Origin of the sequence: Dysgonomonas sp. 37-18, assembly GCF_001899125.1 — a bacterium.
Classification (GTDB): domain Bacteria; phylum Bacteroidota; class Bacteroidia; order Bacteroidales; family Dysgonomonadaceae; genus Dysgonomonas.
The window spans coordinates 1-18699 of sequence record NZ_MKVC01000011.1 but is presented as its reverse complement, the minus strand read 5'-3'; the positions used below and the strand labels follow the sequence as shown (position 1 = coordinate 18699).

Genomic DNA, 18699 nt, shown 5'->3' with positions numbered 1-18699 from the left:
AACTGGTGGTATACTTTTCAATTATTTTAGTGGACTACTTTTCAATTATATTATACAGTAGGGTATATTCGTCTTTGTACGTTCATTGCATAGCAAGGGATATGCTTCTTTAGATTTGAGTTTAATGAGTTTTAAATCGCCGTATGTCACTTCTGAAAATTCGGCAAAGGATAAAGAGGTATAACAACTAAATAAAAATTCGCGTAAAACTTCGTTCTTGCCTTCTTTGTATTTATCTTCATCGTAGGCTGTTTGTAGCTTCTGTAATTCTTCTTCTGTCAGGACATCATTATTCTGCGCTTTGATACTTTTCTTTATCTCAAATTTATCATAAGGGTTTTTTTTTATCATTTCTTAATCAATAGCAAGACCTATGAGAAACTTAAAGTTAGCATGTTTCTTATAGATGGTAGATAGTTGATTGCCTACTTCTATTTCGTGGTTATGATAAAGTTGAATATACTCCAAGGTAATTTCGCTGAAAGAAAGACTTGGTTTCCATTCTTTCATCGTATTGATAAGTTTATTGTAGTTAGAAATTGTTCCTGATGCACGGGACGCCTTTAACAACTCTATTTCTTTTTCAATGAAAACATAGAAATCGGTATTGCCATAATTTTGATCTTTTAGCTTACTTATAAATTCACAGACGGGGAGAGGCTTTAAATAATTCTCAATTATAATACCATCTGCTTTATGGTACATCTTTTTAATTAGTTCATTATAGAAAAGGAAGCGTTCATCGCCAGATAATACAGCTAATCTCTTTTCACTCCAATGCTGGGGTAAAACAGAAATATTCAATCCGATAAAAGTACATTGTCTGTAAGCTGTATAACGAAGACAAACTTGACGTTTACCTTCTTTTGTAACATAGTTGTTACGGAGAAGAATTTTTAGGGTTGCTTTCATGTTGCACATCGTTTTTTAGTCTAACAATTGTACAACAAAAGCTGAAAATCTATGAAATTTATCCTTTTAGTCCTTCCACCACAGAGGACGTAAGTCTTTGAAAAAGAGAAGGAATAGAATTTTTCTTTCTATTCCTTCAACATATCCAGAGGTTCCTGGCGGATTCGAACCGCCGTAGACGGTTTTGCAGACCGGTGCCTAACCACTCGGCCAAGGAACCATTTTGGGTTAGCGACTGCAAAGATATAATATTTTATTCAAGATACAAGGTTTTTTGTCTGATTAATCGCAAATTCTACCTCCAAATATACTAAATATCTAACACTCAGTATCACTCTAAAAGCGGATTTTTTATCATAGCGATGCTATCCGGCTTAATGGTATCTTGAATCGGTTTAATATATTCCGACACCTCTACTTTCATCAAACCATGATGTATCATATCGAGCTCTTTCGCTGCAGCATATGATAAATCTATTATACATTTCTTCCTAAAAGGACCTCGGTCGATAACCTTGACAATTATTTCTTTATCATTCTTTAAACTCTTTACCTTCAATAGAGAGCCAAAAGGGTAAGTCCGATGAGCACAAACCATGCTGTCTTTTTTGTATATTTCGCCACTGGCTGTCTTCCTGTTATTAAATTTCTTGCCATAATAAGTTGCAAGCCCTACATTTTGAGCCTTCAGCCCAATAGCAACAAAAGATAGAAGTAAGATTATCCCAATTATTATTCTCATAAACAATTAATTTATATTTGTTCGGGTTTTAGTACGGTTCCAATGTTCTTTTTTCCATTTATCTTTATAACCATCGGATTTAGAAACTGAACATGTCGTATATAATCCGTTTCGAAGACCGCAGGTTGTTTATTCAGATAATCCTCATCAAACAATCCATCTTTAGATGTGAACGGATTGATAGAGAAATATCCAACGCCAAAAGATGTCAGGTTCTGAAAGAAATGAGTACCCTGACTAGGCTCTATTTTATAGTTATCTAAGGTAAGTTCAACCAACACCTGAGCATTCGATATTTGAGGCCATTTAACCGGAATACCTAGCCAAGAATCACTGCTTCCCCATCTTCCGGGACCTACCAGTATGTAGTTTTTTTCTTTCTCCAAAAATTCAGCATTCAGTTTATCAATCTCTGTCGCTATTTTTGTGTTGTTCGCTGCATTGAAATTCTTTGTTTTCACGTAGATAATATCATGCACATCACTTATAACTCCATGTCCTAGAGCATTATTCGAGTGTAATATCTCATCCTCCGGTTTTATCCGAGACAAATCTTCAATCTGCAATTCTTTATTTTGTACTATGGGTCTTATTTGCAACAGATAAAATATCCCTTCTCCTTTTTCTTTCAGATCTACAGCAAATTCTATCTCTACAGCACGTCCCATTTCCGATTGTCCAATTTTCAAAACTTGCTGTAGAATTTCAGCAAGAGGGAAAACATTATGCTGTAAAACGTTTGCAAACGATATAATCTTTCGACCACTATCATAATATCCATCATATATAACCCGATCTACAGGATCGTAAGTAGATGATATATATTTTATAGAGCCATCTTTTTCTGCATCTTTTATATTTAGCTTCAAAAGGTTAAAACCATCATTCGTTGTAAATTCCTTTTGAATATTCTTTGTATCCAAAGCGTAAAAAAAGCGTTGAGTATCTCTTAAGGCCAAATCTACGGAACTCAGCTGTACAATATTGTGTGGATGTGCCGGTGAGAAACGCAGATTCGAACCTCCTTCTACAATATATTTACCCAAACCTAATACAATGTTGGCTATACCTTCTTCGGGTCGTTCATTCCCTATAGGGTAAAAATTCAATGATCTTGCCACACCTGATATAGTTGGATAAAAATGATCTTCGTAGTTAGTCCCTACAGCCTCTTGTATAACTATTGCCATTTTTTCCTGATCTATCAGGTTCTGTGTTGCAGTCATATAAGTTTTACTGTCTTTGTAAAAAACAGAAGCATACACTGCTTTTATAGCCTTGCTAAGCAATCCGAGTGTATCATACTTGTCTTTCATCAAAGGAATCATATATGTTGAATATACACCCGCAAAAGGCTGATAGTGCGAGTCTTCAAGCAGACTGGAAGAGCGTACGGCAATTGGAGCATCTATTGAATCCAGAAAGACCATGAAATCTTCGATAAGGCGATCCGGTAAGCCCGCTCGAAAGAAACATCTTAATATTTCATCATCCGACTTGTCTGATAATGCTATTGGATACAGGTCGTTGGTCTCCATGAACTCATCAAAGATGTCGGTGCATAATACTACTGTACGAGGAATCTTGACCGAAATCTTGTTATCCTCATTTAACTCTAAGTGTTCCTTTATTATATTATCAATAAAAGCGATACTACGCCCTTTACCGCCTATAGAGCCGTCACCCATTCGTGCAAAGTTAGAAAACTCATCGAAGCGATCTTTGTCGAATGTGGCAACTATTCCCGAGTTCTTAACCTTACGATATTTTATTATCATATCGTATATAATCTGACGCGCCTCTTCCATACTGCTAAAATCTGTAACCGCAATACGCTTTAGCCACTCAGCCAAAGGGAACATGGCTCTGGAATAGAAGAAACGGGAAAAATGATCGTGTGAAAGGTGGTACTCTATCGATGCATCCGGAATATTGAATATATTCTTCTGCATATCCTTCAGGTTGCGTATTCGCATAATCTCATTTCCGGTCTCAGGATCTATTATAATAAAATCTCCAAATCCGAAATTGTTGACCACCTGCTTTTTCAAATCCCGAGGAAAACTCTTTGAATTCTTATCAATAAAACTACAGCCTAACTCATCAGCATAAGCTTTGTTCTTAACTTCTGATGAGGTGAAAACTACCGGAGCAAATCGCCGTTGCTTCCGCATCCATTTTACAAAATTGTAGCCCGCTAACTTATCCTTTGTCCCGCCATGAGCATAACTCATATCGGTAATAACGCCTAAGATGTTGTTATAGTATTTCTTATAGATGTCAACAGCTTCTTCGAAGGTGCGAGCCAGCATAATTTTAGGGCGTCCGCGCATACGCAACATTTGCTGATGTTCGTTCAAAGCCTCTTTCGAGAATTCCTTTGATGCCTCCATTACAATTTTGAACAGAGTGGGTAAGGCTGAAGAGTAAAACCGTACAGAGTCTTCGATGAGGAGTATAACTTGTACACCTACACTCTCTGTGTCATGTTCTACATTCATACTATCTTCTATTAGCTTGATTATAGCCAATAAGAGATCGGGGTTGCCAAGCCAGCTAAACACGTAATCAACACCCGATAAGTCTTCCGACGATAGTCTTTTTGATACCTCTTTAGAGAAAGGCGTAAGTACAATGAATGGTGTTTCAGGATATAATTCTTTTATATGCTTTGCTGTAGAGAATATATCCGTATCATCCATATTTGGCATCTGAATGATCAGTTCATAATGATTTTCACTTATTTTCCGTATGGCCTCATCTTCTGAATATACCTGAGTAAAACGAGGCGGATAGTTTAGATTAAGTGATGTATATTCATTAAATATCTGTTCATCAATACGCCCATCATCCTCCAACATAAACGAATCGTATTTCGTTGCTATCAACAAGACATTAAAAATACGTTTAGTCATCAGATTGGCAAAAGATGTATCCTTGAATCGGAAAGCTTTTATATCGGGTAATTTCTCCATATCATGGTTTTATCAATTAAGAGAACAAATATAATCAAGCAGCGCTTACTTTTTAGCGGTTTGTTTCAAAAGTTTACAATTAGGAGGTATATCTTCACAAAAGGTGACAAATGTTATTGTTTGTAAATGGTTGATATCTAGATTATACTGTCGAAAAGGTGACAAAAGTAACACTTTTGATATTGTTTCATTAATTGTCTGATACCTTTTGTGCTTTTTATAAAATATTCTCATTATTCTTTGTGAACTTTCTCGCAATTCAATAATCCGGTGGTATATATATAAGATAAAAACGCCAACCGGAAGTTGACGTTTTACTAATATTGAAATAGTTTTTGTATTATGTGTTATGCCGGAGTATTTTGTTTATTAGCCTTTTCCTTTTGTGCATCTGCAAGTATCTGACGTCTTTCTTTTCTGAAATTTTCACGCAAATCAGATAGCTTTTGTTTTTGGGCAGCCGGAGCAATGCGGCTCATTTCTATAGCTTTCTTCTCTTTAATGTAGTTTTCTTTTAAAGCATTTAATTTTTCCACACTGGCATTATCTAATTTTATGCCTTTTCTACTTCCATAAGTAGGGGTTTTGTCCTTTGAGAAATCTTTTCTGATATCTCTTAATTTGCTTTGTTGCTCAGGAGTATAGATTTTATTCAAATCTTCACGATGTTGTATCGCTAGTTCTTTCGATTTGGTTCTGTAGTTTTCATTTATTGCTCTTATTTGTTGCTTTTGTTCATTCGTAAGGTTGAGGTCCTTCAAGTCCTTCTTGTATTGTATTGCTAATTCTCTTTGCCTGTCGTGCCTTTTGCCTCTCATACTCATTTCCTTCTCCCTTTTGCTTTGCAGTTCTTTCAGTTTTGTTTGCTGTTCAGGAGTCAGAATGTTGTTTATAGCATCACGATGTTCTCTTCTTAGTTCTTTAATTTTAGTCCTTCTATCTTCTTTCGAAATATTTGAATTACTTCTCAAATCCGATATTTTCGCTCTGAATTCATTATTAGCAGAATCCACTTTTTGTTGCTGTTCGGAAGTTAAGTTTAATTCCTGCGGTAAAGAAAATCCTCGTTTACTACGCCTTCCTTCTTGTGCACTAACTATTGTTAGCGAAGTAAAAGCCAATATAGCTAATGATAAAAATAACCTTTTCATAATCTTTCGATTTTTAATTGTTTCATGATACTTAGATGTATATAACTTCTTGAGGTTTAATATGAAATATTATTTTAACTTTTTATTATATGTTTAGTAATGATTAATTTCTTCTTTCTTATTAGTTCTACAGACCTATTCCCAAGGGTTTCGTGCTATGTAATTCCAGCTTGTGATCAGCGTGATATATAATATAATTTAACAATCAGTTAATAATGTGAAAACAATAATTATGCCCAGCGGTATTTTGATTAACTTGCATAAAATAGATAAGATAAATCGATAAACTGATATTTTATGACTTTGGATAGATTTGCGATTGCATCGAATGAAGAAAGAGGAGAGTTAGATAGTATTCAATATTTTGAGTCGGGCATAACAAAATATACATCAATAATTAGAGATAAAATATCAAAGTCAGCATCATTAAAAATTGATTTTTCTGACGAATGGTCACTCTTTGCAGGAACTTCGCTTGAAGATATTGATTATACCCAACCAATAGCAAAAGGGCAGGGGAGGGGTGTTTTTCCCTTGACTATATCAGACCCAACAAGGTACTACTTTGTGTTAGTCACAGCCAACGAAAAAGTTGTATTATCCGAGCAACATTTGCCAATGGCTGGAGGATATAATTTTAGAGATTTAGGAGGTTACAAAACACAAGACGGTCGTCGCGTGAAATGGGGTAAAATATTTCGCTCAGATGATCTTCATAATCTGAATGATGTAGACTTGGCTTATCTGGCTTCTATTCCTTTGGTTTCTATCGTAGATTTCAGGTCTGAAAAAGAAATGATGCAAGCTCCGGATAAAAATCCGGTTTCGATAAAACAGAACTATCCCTTGTGTATAAGTCCCGGTAATCTTATGACTGTAGCAACTTCTAAAGATGATTTGTATAAGCTTTCAGTAGATGAAGCGGACACCCTGATGAAAGGAATGAATACTCTTTTGGTTACAGATCCGATATGTATAGACAGATACCGAAAGTTGTTCAGCTTGCTTGAAAATGAAGAAAATGTTCCTCTTATGTTTCATTGCTCTGCCGGGAAAGACCGTACAGGTATGGCGGCAGCTCTTGTATTATCGTCTTTGGGTGTAGATGAAGAAACTATATTGGACGACTATTTGCTTTCTAATTTCTACTTAGCAGATAAATATGCCGAATATAAAAATACCTCTCCGGCATTGAAGTCTTTATTTGAGGTCAAACCTGAATTTTTGAAATCAGGCTTAGATACGATTAAAAAAGAGCATGGTACAATAGATGCGTTTTTGAAGAATATTCTGAATGTGGATATTGAAAAAATGCGTGAGTTGTATTTATTTTGATAAAAAGACGCTGGTATAAAAGTCGATGTAGTCGGAGATGTTTCACTCCGTTGAACATGACGAGAATATTGAAATTACATTTAACTCACTTCTTTCTCTTTAAATAGCTTTGTATTTGAATTCTTTGGCTAATACTCCATCATAATATTGTTTAATAGGATAATTGTCTGCATCGTACTCGTATGTAATATCTTTGCTGTCAGTTCCAAACCTCGAGTCTAGTGTAGTAGCCTCAATAGCATTGTTATGGCCTAAAAAGTCGCTACACCATTTCATATTATTCATATGTAATGTCCAAAACCAGAGGGGTAAACCTTCTATGCTGGAAAAGATAGATTTCTTCGTATCAAAAGAGTAATCAACCACTATATCTTCTTTACCCGAAATTGAGTGAACTGAATATTTTACAAGATTATTGTGATTGTCGTACGAAAACATTTCCCATAGATTCCCATCTTCAAATGTTGTTTTACTCAATCTATCTGAATTATCTGTATAAATCTTATTATATTCTGTTATTTTACGGAGCTGTTTGCCGCTACTTTTAACTTCTTCGGTAATGTATTCGTTATTATCATACATAAATCTTGAATTGTTAATAGCTTCGCCTCTATCTCTGTTTATAAGGCATTCGGCTAGTTTCCCATTTTTGTCATATTTTAGAGTGAATTCCCGAAAAATAATCGGCCCTTTTTCTTCGATATATATTAATTGATTTTTTGAATTATATTTCAGATTAACTACTTCTTTCGATTGTATAGAATTTATCTCTATAATCAACTTTTTTGTTTGGGCATCGATGCTAAAATTCAGACAAAGTAAACTAAAGAGAACAAGGGCAAGAGTTTTTTTCATATATGTCAGATTCTAAAAAATAATATATTATGAACGGTAGTTTTTAAAGTTTAGTATTGGTTGTAAAACATTTATTTGTGTGATGATTCATTTGAATGAAAAGACCAAAAAGAAATAGCCTGATTTATAGTCAGGCTATTCTAATATTTGTCAATTCAGATCAATTAATCGTATTCATTCCAAGCTTTAATTTCAAGCTCATCCACATTCATCTTACAAAATGCCTGTATAAAAGCTGATGCAAGGCGCGAGTTGGTAAGCAATGGTACATTAAAGTCTATCGCTGCACGACGGATTTTGTAACCATTGTCAAGCTCACTGGTGGTAAAATTCTTAGGAATATTTACGACTAGGTCGATTTGTTTGTTGTGTATCATTTCCAATGCATTTGGCTGTTGATTGTCATTTGGCCAAAATACCTGAGTTGCAGGAATTCCGTTTTCTACAAGGAATCGTTGTGAACCTCCGGTAGCATATAATTCATATCCTTTTTGGTGTAGAACTTTAGCTGCTTGTAGCAACTCTACTTTCGATTTAGCCGGGCCGGTTGAGAACAATACAGTCTTTTTTGGAATCTTGTACCCTACAGACAGCATTGATTTAAGCATGGCATCGTAGAAGTTATCACCGATACAACCTACTTCTCCGGTCGAAGCCATATCTACTCCCAATACAGGATCGGCCTTTTGCAGACGTGAGAAAGAGAACTGAGATGCTTTGATTCCTACATAGTCAAGATCGAAATCATTCTTGTTCGGTTTCTCCACTTTTTTGCCAAGCATGACTTGGGTAGCGAGTTCGATAAAGTTTATTTTCAAAACCTTAGAAACAAAAGGGAAGGAACGGGATGCTCGCAAGTTACATTCGATTACTTTAATCTCATTGTCTTTGGCTAAGAACTGCATGTTGAAAGGTCCTGATATCTGTAACTCTTCAGCTACCTTGCGGGCTACTTTCTTTATGCGTCTTACTGTTTCTATATATAGGCGTTGAGCAGGGAATTGTATTGTAGCATCTCCCGAGTGAACTCCGGCAAACTCTACGTGTTCAGAGATTGCGTACATTATGATTTCACCTTTGTTGGCTACAGCATCTATCTCTATTTCCTTTGCATTTTCAACAAATTCGCTCACTACTACCGGATGTTTCTTCGAAACTTCGGCTGCCAACCCTAAGAAGTTTTCCAGTTCCTGATCGTTAGAACATACATTCATCGCTGCACCTGACAGTACGTATGATGGACGTATCAGCACAGGATATCCAACTTCGTCTACAAAGCCTTTGATGTCTTGCAGAGATGTTAGTTCTTTCCAGCGAGGTTGATCTACACCTATGCGGTCGAGCATACTCGAGAACTTGTGGCGGTCTTCTGCATTATCGATGCTTTTAGCTGTAGTTCCCAATATGTTTACCTTAGCTGCGTCAAGGCGCATTGCAAGGTTGTTAGGAATCTGTCCACCCACCGAAAGTATTACTCCATGAGGATTTTCGAGTTCGATGATATCCATTACACGTTCAAATGTGAGTTCATCGAAGTATAGGCGGTCGCACATGTCATAGTCTGTAGAAACCGTTTCGGGGTTATAGTTGATCATTACCGATCGATAGCCCTCTTTACGGATACTTTGTAAGGCATTCACCGAACACCAGTCAAACTCAACCGAAGAACCGATGCGGTATGCACCTGAGCCCAGAACTATCACAGATTTATGATCTCCTAAGTATTTGACATCGTTTTCTCTACCATTGTATGTGATATACAGATAGTTTGTTTGAGCAGGATACTCTGCTGCCAATGTGTCTATTTGTTTTACACAAGGTACTATTCCGTTCTCTTTACGTATACGGCGCACATCGTGCTGAACTCTTTCTACAAGAGTTGGTTCTTTACATACAATTTTAGCTATCTGGAAATCAGAGAATCCCATCTTCTTTGATGTGTGTAGTAGATCTAAAGGAAGAGACTGTACATCGTCATATTTTTCAAGTTCTTTAGAACATTGATATATGTATTTCAGTTTTTGTAAGAACCAATTATCGATTTTAGTCAGGTCATGGATTTGATCTACAGTATATCCTCTTTTAAATGCTTCTTCGATGCAGAATATACGTTTGTCTGTCGGGTTTTTGAGTGACTCATCCAGATCATCCACTTCCAAAGGTTTGTTAGCTGCAAATCCGTGCATGCCGATATTGATCATACGAAGACCTTTTTGTATCGCTTCTTCGAATGTACGTCCTATTGCCATTATCTCGCCTACAGACTTCATGCTAGAGCCAATTTCTCTAGATACTCCATGGAACTTACCTAAATCCCAGCGAGGTATTTTTACCACAATGTAGTCGAGTGCAGGCTCGAAGAATGCACAAGTAGATTTTGTAACAGAGTTTTTCAATTCGAACAATCCATATCCCAAACCTAATTTTGCCGCAACAAAAGCCAAAGGATATCCTGTAGCTTTAGATGCAAGAGCAGAGGAGCGGCTCAGCCGTGCATTTACTTCGATTACCCTGTAATCTTCCGATTCTGTATCGAAGGCAAATTGTACGTTACATTCTCCAACTATGCCTATATGTTTTACGATGCGGATGGATAATTCACGAAGCTTGTGAAACTCATCGTTCGTTAATGTTTGCGATGGTGCTACAACAATACTTTCTCCTGTATGGATTCCGAGCGGGTCGAAGTTTTCCATATTACAAACAGTCATACAGTTGCCGTACTTGTCACGAACCACTTCGTATTCGATCTCTTTCCAACCCTTGAGCGATTTCTCAACAAGAATCTGAGAAGAGTAAGAGAAGGCCTTTTCGGCAAGAGCTCGTAGTTCTTGTTCATTGTCACAGAAGCCTGAACCTAATCCGCCTAAGGCATAAGCGGCACGGATGATGATCGGGTAACCTAAGTCTTTAGCTGCCTTTACTGCATCCTCAATTGTGCCAACGGCATGGCTCTTGATGGTTTTTACATCTATCTGATCTAGTTTCTTTACAAACAATTCACGGTCTTCAGTATCCATGATGGCCTGTACAGGCGTTCCGAGAACTCGTAAATTGTATTTTTCAAGAATTCCTTCCTGAAAAAGCTGTACTCCACAGTTGAGTGCTGTTTGTCCTCCAAAAGCTAACAGGATTCCATCCGGTTTTTCTTTTTTGATAACTTTCTCAACAAAGTATGGAGTAATAGGCAAGAAATATATTTTGTCAGCACTCCCTTCTGAAGTTTGTACTGTTGCAATATTAGGGTTGATAAGTACAGTTTCAATTCCTTCCTCTTTCAATGCTTTCAGAGCTTGCGAACCTGAGTAGTCGAATTCTCCGGCCTCTCCAATTTTTAATGCACCCGAACCAAGGACTAATACTTTTTTTACGTCTATATTTATATCCATTTAAGCTGCTTTTTTATATAGTGGATTATAATTTTTCAATAAATAAATCGAAAATAAAGGCTGTATCTGTTGGGCCGCTACATGCTTCTGGGTGAAACTGTGCTGAAAAGAATGGTTTAGTCTTATGCTTGATACCTTCGTTTGTTCCATCATTCAGGTTGATAAATAAAGGTTCCCATTCTGCACTTAATGACGCATTCGCTACCGCATAGCCATGGTTTTGTGAAGTGATGAAGCATTGAGTCGAGTCAACCATCTTTACGGGCTGATTGTGGCTGCGATGTCCATATTTCAATTTATATATGGTTGCTCCGCCTGCTTTAGAAAGTAGTTGGTTGCCCATACATATTCCGCAGATCGGTTTGCTTCCTTCCATTGCCTTACGAATATTCTTTACAGTTTCTTCGCAAAAATCAGGGTTGCCGGGACCATTTGAGATAAACAATCCGTCCCATTCCAACTTATTGAAGTCATAATCCCAAGGCACGCGTATAACTGTTACGTTTCTCTTTAGTAAGCTGCGTATGATATTATGCTTAACACCGCAGTCTACTAGAACTACCTTCTTCTCTCCGTCGCCGTATGTCAGCACTTCTTTGCAACTTGCAATTGCAACCTGGTTTTCGATATTCGGATCATAAAACTCAATTTCGTTTGCACCTTTGAAAACGATTTTTCCTTTCATCGAACCTTTTTCGCGGAGTATCTTTGTCAGCTCACGCGTATCAATGCCATAAATACCCGGTACGTCGTGCTCTTTTAACCAGTCTCCCAGACTTTTTTTAGCATTCCAGTGAGAGTATTCGTGCGAGTAATCTGAGACGATGAGTCCGCTTACTTGTACTTTTTCCGATTCGTAAAAATCGGAAATTCCGTCGGTAAGGGTATCATCAGGAACCCCGTAGTTACCAACAAGAGGAAATGTGACAACTAGTATCTGACCTAAATAAGAAGGGTCGGTAAGGCTTTCTGTATAACCTACCATTGCAGTGCTAAATACAACTTCTCCGGCTTTTGCGGTTTCAGAGCCGAATGACTTTCCTTCGAAAATTGTTCCGTCATCAAGAATTAGTTGAACTGGTTTGTCTAAATGCATCGTTTGTTTATATAAATATGTGGTTAAATAAGCTATTTACAAAGATAAAAAAAAAGGAACGGGATATCTGTCATATCTGTTCCTTTTATTATAATAGTAAATATTGTATCTTTTTCTTTCTCATTATTTCAAATATTCTAAATATCTCAAGCGAATATCTGAGGTACAAAGTTAAGTATAAAAAATGAGATAAAGTGCCTTTTTGAAATTATAATTTTTCTTTTTTCATAAACTTGATCTATTTTAAATAAAAAAGTGGAGATAAATTACTTATCTCCACTTCTTAGCTATATAAATTGATTTATTTTAATTTAGCCAGAGTCTCTTTAACTCGTTTCATTGCTTCAATGATATTTTCATCAGATGTTGCATACGAGAAACGGATATAATTTGCAGCTTCGAAAGCAAGTCCGCCAACACATGCCACATGTCCTTCTTCTAAAAGGAACATGGCAAGATCGGCCGATGTTTTGATCGATCTTCCGTTGTATGATTTGCCAAGGTAATAGCTGCACTCAGGGAACAAATAGAAAGCTCCTTCGGGTTTGTTTACTTTAAAACCTTCTATTTCGGAAGCTAGTTTTACGATCAGGTCACGGCGACGTACAAAAGCCTGTCGCATATCTTCCACACACTGCTGTCCGCCTAAATATGCTGCCTCTGCTGCTTTCTGAGCAATAGAAGATGCTCCCGAAGTGTATTGACCTTGTAGCTTATTACAAGCTGCAGCGATCCACTGTGGGGCGGCCATCCATCCTAAGCGCCATCCGGTCATGGCATACGCTTTAGATACTCCGTTTATAATTACTACTCTTTCCCTGATATTTTCAAATTGGGCAATACTTTCGTGTTTGCCTGTATAGTTTATATGTTCATATATCTCGTCAGAGATTATGATTATATTAGGGTGTTTAGCCAATACATCAGCCAGACCTTTTAATTCTGCTTTGCTGTATATACTTCCTGTAGGATTGGAAGGAGAGCATAGTATTATAGCTCTTGTTTTAGGTGTAATTGCAGCTTCTAATTCAGCCGGAGTTATTTTAAAGTTTTGCTCTATACCTGTATGTATAACAATACTCTTACCTTCGGCAAGTTTTACCATTTCTATGTAGCTTACCCAGCATGGAGCAGGTATAATGACTTCGTCATCCGGATTAACAACACTTAGTACAGCATTGCAAACAGCTTGTTTGGCGCCATTCGAACAAATAATTTGTTCAGGCTTATAACTCAATCCGTTTTCTGTCTCCAGCTTTTTGCTTATTGCTTGTCGCAACGAAAGATATCCGGGAACAGGAGAATAAAATGAAAAATTATCATCAATAGCCTTTTTTGCAGCCGCTTTTATATGATCCGGTGTATAAAAATCAGGCTCTCCAACACTTAGGTTGATCACATTGATTCCTTGAGCCTTCAATTCGTTGCTCTTTTGCGACATTGCTAAAGTTTCTGATACAGAAAGGTTCGCTATGCGTGCTGATACTTGTGTCATTTTCTATCGATTTTGATTATATGATATTCTTATTTCTATAATTACATAACAGATTAATCTACATTATGTAAGTCATGGCCCATACGTTCTTTTTTAGTATGCATGTAAAACTCATTATACTGGTTAGGAGTAACTTCGATCGGTACATTTTCTACAACAGTAAGACCAAAGGATTCCAAACCTTTTCTTTTTACAGGATTATTTGTAAGTAACCGCATTTTACATACATTCAGGTCGCGAAGAATTGCAGCACCAACGCCATAATCGCGCTCATCGGCACGATATCCCAAGTGTAGGTTGGCGTCTACTGTATCGTAACCTTCTTCCTGTAATTTGTATGCTTCCATTTTTGCCATCAGGCCAATGCCACGACCTTCCTGATTGAGGTAGATGACAACCCCTTTTCCTTCTTTTTGTATCATCTCCATCGATTTGTGAAGTTGCTCGCCACATTCGCAGCGTTTCGATCCAAAAATATCGCCAGTCATACAAGACGAGTGTACACGAACGAGTATCGGTTCATCTTTATCCCATGTTCCTTTTATAATGGCTACATGCTCTAATCCTGTTGCTTTTTGTTTGAAAGGAATTAGTTCAAAATCTCCATATGCAGTAGGCATTTTTACTTTAGCTCCTCTTTCTATAAGAGACTCTCTTCCGAGCCTGTATCGTATCAGGTCAGCAACAGATATAAGTTTGAGGTTGTATTCATCTGCCATCTTTCTCAGTTCAGGCAGACGAGCCATTTCACCATCTTCTTTTTTTATTTCAATCAATACTCCGGCAGGATATAGTCCGGCTAAACGTGCCAGGTCTACAGCTGCTTCGGTATGTCCAATACGGCTTAGAACACCTTTGTCTTTAGCACGTAATGGGAATATATGTCCCGGACGACCAAAGTCTTCCGGTTTGGTTTCTTTTTTTGTTAGAGCCAATATGGTTTGCGCCCTGTCGTATGCAGATATCCCTGTTGTAACACCGTTTTTCAATAGGTCGATTGATACAGTGAAGGGAGTAGAATGCATAGAGGTATTGTTGGTCACCATCATTGGTAAATCTAGTTCGTCACAGCGTTCTGATGTCAGCGGAGCGCAAATCAAACCTCTGGCATGTGTCTCCATGAAGTTTATCTTTTCCGGAGTAATTGCTTCTGCTGCAATTATTAAATCGCCTTCGTTTTCACGATCTTCATCGTCTACTACAATAACGAAATTGCCTTTTTTAATTTCGTCAATTGCTTCTTCTACTGTGTCCAGTTTAATCTTATCCATTATTATATTATTTCCAGTCTGTTTTTGTCATTTAATTTTTATCATCTCACGTTCTATATTCTTCTTTAAATAAGGATAGAATCCCCAGATAAATATAAAAGAACCAACAATGATACCAAACATATTTTTTCTTGTCTTTTTGTCAATAGATCTGTAGAAGTCGAAGTAACAAATGAATGATTTTATGAAAAATACAGCATACGCTACTACTATCAAAGACGACATGATAAAGCTAAGCTTTATTATCACTGACAATATAGCGAATAGTATAATAACCAAATAAATAAGCATGGCTATTTTAGCATTTTTCATAAATGCATTAAATATAGTTTGAGATTCTACATAGTTTATCTTTTTTACTTTCACATCAAAGAAGCTGGCACCCTTATCTTTCAATACGCTTAATACGAGCTGTAAGGTGTCTTCGTCGTAACTATACTCTTTATGATTCTTCGCTATGTCCTTCAGATTCTCAACACTCATCTCTTGGATATACGCAATCTGATCGGGATTTGCATTGAGTGATGCAAGATCGGGAACAGTATTAATGTCAACCGATTGCTCTGTTTCATATATTGTCTTTTTCTTTAAGCCCAATATTTTTCGGAAGAAGTTTCCATAAGCTTCGGGGTTGAATAGAGCAGAGTCGTTCATCGCCTTATATGTGAGGAATACGCCCAATGGGAAAAGGGCAAATGAGCTTAGCCACATACCTTGCCAAACCTCCCAAACTCCATCGCGTGCCATTTTATAGCCGATGTTATCGATGATATAATAAACGATAAATAAAAGTACAGAGACAACTACCGGCATACCTAATCCTCCTTTTCGTATAATAGCCCCCAATGGTGCTCCGATAAAGAAGAAGATGAGACAGGCAAAAGATAATACGAATTTACGATGCCATTCAACTTTATGCATACGTATATTCTTTTGCATGTTTATTTTCTGCGTGGTCTCCATGATGTTGAACCTGCTGCTTTCGGCTTCGTTTGCAGCAAAACCCACATACCTTGATATTTCATCATTGCTATATGTATTTAGCAATGAGTCAAAATCTATTGTATTTATAGATTTTTTCTTCAAAGGTTCATTCGTTTGTTCCTTATTCGGTAAAGCGGTTTCTCCTGTTTCCACCTTTTTGTATGCATCAGAATTGCGATACGTTAAATAGGTGTTTTTTCCTATTACCTTTCTGTCGTGTACGTTTACACTATCGAGCGTGGAACTAAGAGAGTCTATGGAATTCCCTAATTGAAGAATGTTTTTTGATATTTGTGTTCCTTCCAGATTAGATTCATCCATTCTATCAAATCCGCTATTGAATGGAATAACTATTTTCTTTTCTTTAAAATTCTCTCTACTATATGGAACAAACTGATTGTTTTGACGTGTTTCGTTAAGTCCGGATTGTGAAAAGTTCGCGAATCGCTGTCCCGAATATAAGTTCAACAAAAGAAAATCTTTGTTGGACGATATGCTCATAAGAGCCGAGTCGCAAACGAATACGGACATATTATCAAACCCCTCGGATGTATCATAGATCATAACATCTTTCAGCATTCGGGTTTCTTTTTCTTTTTTCTTTACGTAAAGGCTGTAATTTGTTATTCCACTATAAAATGATCCTTCAGGAATATCCAACTCCGGAGATTTTTGCCGTATAGATATCATTAATGAGCGGAGTTTTACCTGAATGCGTGGCATAGCTTCGTTTTGGAAGAAGAAGGCCCCCACAGCTACACACGAAATGAATATAATCAGAGGCTTCATCGTTTTTAAGAGTGAAACCCCGGATGCCTTTATTGCTAATAGTTCTAGTCGTTCACCCAAATTTCCAAAAGCCATAAGAGAGGCTAGCAACAAAGAGAGTGGGAGGGCAAGAGGGATAAGGCTGAGGATTGCGTACATGAAAAGTTCGGCAAGCACTACGTTGTCAAGTCCTTTACCGACAAGGTCTTCTACAAATTTCCATAGAAATTGCATCAAGACAATAAACAAACATATCCCGAAAGTCATCATGAAGACGGGGAAAAATGTCTGAAGAATGAATGTGTATAACCTCTTTATCCTTAGCATTAACAATTGACTAAATCAGGTACAAAAGTAGTAAAAAGAAGAATGTAAAGAGTAATATTGGAGTGAAAGATGTTATTCTTAAATTTTATTAGGTAATTAGGCTTTGTATATGAGCTATTTCCGATATAATTATTAAATATTTTTGCAAATTTCGGCTGTGAGTATTGTTTTATAAGAAATAAACTTCTATTTTTGCACCCGCTAACAAGATGATGGCGGGATAGCTCAGATGGTTAGAGCGCATGATTCATAATCATGAGGTCCGGGGTTCAAGTCCCCGTCCCGCTACTTGAAAATGAGAGATTTACAAAATATCGTAAGTCTCTTTTGTTTTTGATGTACATACTATGTACATACTACTTTCCCCTATAAATCAGCAACTAAGAGAAAGAAAAACAAAGATGAAAAATAAGTCTTATTAGTTCTGATAATCGGAAAGATATAAATAAAACTGATAATTATTTATGTGCAGCAGGCAAATGTATATCTTATATACATACAAAATTGAGAAAAACGCAGTAAAATAAGCTTATCTTTTTGCTCTTCGTCATCTTTTATTTAGCTTTGAAATAATTAAATCAAAGCTGTATGAACAAACTAGCTTATATTAAATATTCCCAAAAAGAAGCCAATCAAAAGATATGGAGTTCTTTGATGAATAAATATGAGTTATTGAAAAAGAAAAACACACTCTTAGCCCACCTTTGGTTTCCATTAGCATGTATTCTCTTTGGCTTTGTAGCTATATTGAGTTGGATTAGTTTTCTTACGTTACTATTCAAAGATATTCAGTTTACTCCTCATTATATGAGAACTGTGATTGAATATAATAATATGAGCAAAGAAGAGGAAAAAGAATATCTTGACCAGCAGTTTTCGGAGTATAAGAATCGAGTATCTTATGGGAATCTATCCACAGAAAAACAAAGTCAAATAAATACAACATTCGATTTACTATTTAAAGTGAATATTAATAAGTTTGATAAAGTACCTGAACTGGAATTACAAGCACTACAACCTGAAATCATAATAAAAGACTTTAAATCTACCCTTAATGAAAAACAGATAGAAATTCTTGTAGAATGTATCAATAAAATAAAGGTATTAGATACTGTAATGACTATTGATATTGTACAGCAAATCCTATCCTGTACAACAAAACAGCCATTGAAGATTGCCAGTAAGAAAAACAAACTCCTTATCTATCTATTTAACGAATTAAATAAACGCTGCTATATAACAAACAGCTGGCAAGCGGTATGTGGCCAGAATAAGATATTCCTTACATCCGAAAAAGGGGTGTTTCTAAATCAGGACAATATCTCCAGTACTGTTAGTACAAACCAAGACTACCCGCCAAAAGATTCTCATATCATAGACAAGTATATCAAAGAACTGC

At 36.6% G+C, this 18699-nt stretch carries 12 protein-coding genes, 2 tRNA genes and 1 pseudogene; 3 read left to right on the top strand and 12 right to left on the bottom strand.

All coding sequences use genetic code 11. The annotated features are described in order from the left end of the window. Nucleotides 1–45 precede the first annotated feature (45 nt). The 6 genes from BGO84_RS04680 to BGO84_RS04655 form a co-directional block, all read right to left on the bottom strand. The gene (locus tag BGO84_RS04680) at nt 46–351 is read right to left on the bottom strand and encodes a hypothetical protein (RefSeq protein WP_291027988.1); all 306 of its coding nucleotides are present in this window, start codon (nt 349–351) and stop codon (nt 46–48) included. Nucleotides 352–354: 3 nt separating this feature from the next. After that, nucleotides 355–912: a phage integrase SAM-like domain-containing protein gene (locus tag BGO84_RS04675; RefSeq protein ID WP_291027986.1), complete on the bottom strand. Its 558-nt coding sequence runs from the start codon at nt 910–912 to the stop codon at nt 355–357. 149 nt (nt 913–1061) lie between these two features. Continuing rightward, nucleotides 1062–1132: transfer RNA gene (locus BGO84_RS04670), tRNA-Cys, on the bottom strand. 111 nt (nt 1133–1243) lie between these two features. Further along, the gene (locus tag BGO84_RS04665; protein ID WP_291027984.1) at nt 1244–1654 is read right to left on the bottom strand and encodes a septal ring lytic transglycosylase RlpA family protein; all 411 of its coding nucleotides are present in this window, start codon (nt 1652–1654) and stop codon (nt 1244–1246) included. Between the two features lie 11 nt (nt 1655–1665). After that, a complete protein-coding gene (locus tag BGO84_RS04660; RefSeq protein WP_291027982.1) occupies nt 1666–4629 on the bottom strand; it encodes a PEP/pyruvate-binding domain-containing protein in 2964 nt (987 codons plus the stop codon). Between the two features lie 347 nt (nt 4630–4976). Next, the gene (locus BGO84_RS04655) at nt 4977–5780 is read right to left on the bottom strand and encodes a hypothetical protein (RefSeq protein ID WP_291027980.1); all 804 of its coding nucleotides are present in this window, start codon (nt 5778–5780) and stop codon (nt 4977–4979) included. A gap of 297 nt (nt 5781–6077) precedes the next feature. Here BGO84_RS04655 and BGO84_RS04650 point away from each other — a divergent pair, with 297 nt between their 5' ends. Continuing rightward, on the top strand, nt 6078–7115 hold the full coding sequence (locus tag BGO84_RS04650) for a tyrosine-protein phosphatase (protein WP_291027978.1): 1038 nt from the start codon (nt 6078–6080) through the stop codon (nt 7113–7115). Nucleotides 7116–7214: 99 nt separating this feature from the next. Here the strand turns inward: BGO84_RS04650 and BGO84_RS04645 are convergent, their stop codons facing one another. The 6 genes from BGO84_RS04645 to BGO84_RS04620 all read right to left on the bottom strand — a co-directional run bounded on the left by BGO84_RS04645 (nt 7215) and on the right by BGO84_RS04620 (nt 17300). Beyond that, nucleotides 7215–7970, bottom strand: coding sequence for a hypothetical protein (locus tag BGO84_RS04645; RefSeq protein WP_291027976.1), 756 nt, complete (start codon nt 7968–7970; stop codon nt 7215–7217). Between the two features lie 164 nt (nt 7971–8134). After that, nucleotides 8135–11353, bottom strand: a complete 3219-nt coding sequence (gene carB / locus BGO84_RS04640) for a carbamoyl-phosphate synthase (glutamine-hydrolyzing) large subunit (RefSeq protein WP_291027990.1) — start codon at nt 11351–11353, stop codon at nt 8135–8137. Nucleotides 11354–11384: 31 nt separating this feature from the next. After that, nucleotides 11385–12455: a glutamine-hydrolyzing carbamoyl-phosphate synthase small subunit gene (gene carA / locus BGO84_RS04635; protein ID WP_291027974.1), complete on the bottom strand. Its 1071-nt coding sequence runs from the start codon at nt 12453–12455 to the stop codon at nt 11385–11387. A 301-nt stretch (nt 12456–12756) separates the two neighbouring features. Further along, a complete protein-coding gene (locus BGO84_RS04630; protein ID WP_252639370.1) occupies nt 12757–13950 on the bottom strand; it encodes a pyridoxal phosphate-dependent aminotransferase in 1194 nt (397 codons plus the stop codon). A 53-nt stretch (nt 13951–14003) separates the two neighbouring features. Then, entirely contained in the window at nt 14004–15221 is a 1218-nt protein-coding gene (locus BGO84_RS04625; protein WP_135105898.1) for a bifunctional 3,4-dihydroxy-2-butanone-4-phosphate synthase/GTP cyclohydrolase II, read from the bottom strand. Nucleotides 15222–15248: 27 nt separating this feature from the next. Then, entirely contained in the window at nt 15249–17300 is a 2052-nt protein-coding gene (locus tag BGO84_RS04620; RefSeq protein WP_291027972.1) for an LptF/LptG family permease, read from the bottom strand. A 214-nt stretch (nt 17301–17514) separates the two neighbouring features. Here BGO84_RS04620 and BGO84_RS04615 point away from each other — a divergent pair. Next, nucleotides 17515–17588 (top strand) — tRNA-Met (locus BGO84_RS04615). A 300-nt stretch (nt 17589–17888) separates the two neighbouring features. After that, nucleotides 17889–18699: pseudogene (locus tag BGO84_RS04610) on the top strand (hypothetical protein); the annotation flags it as partial.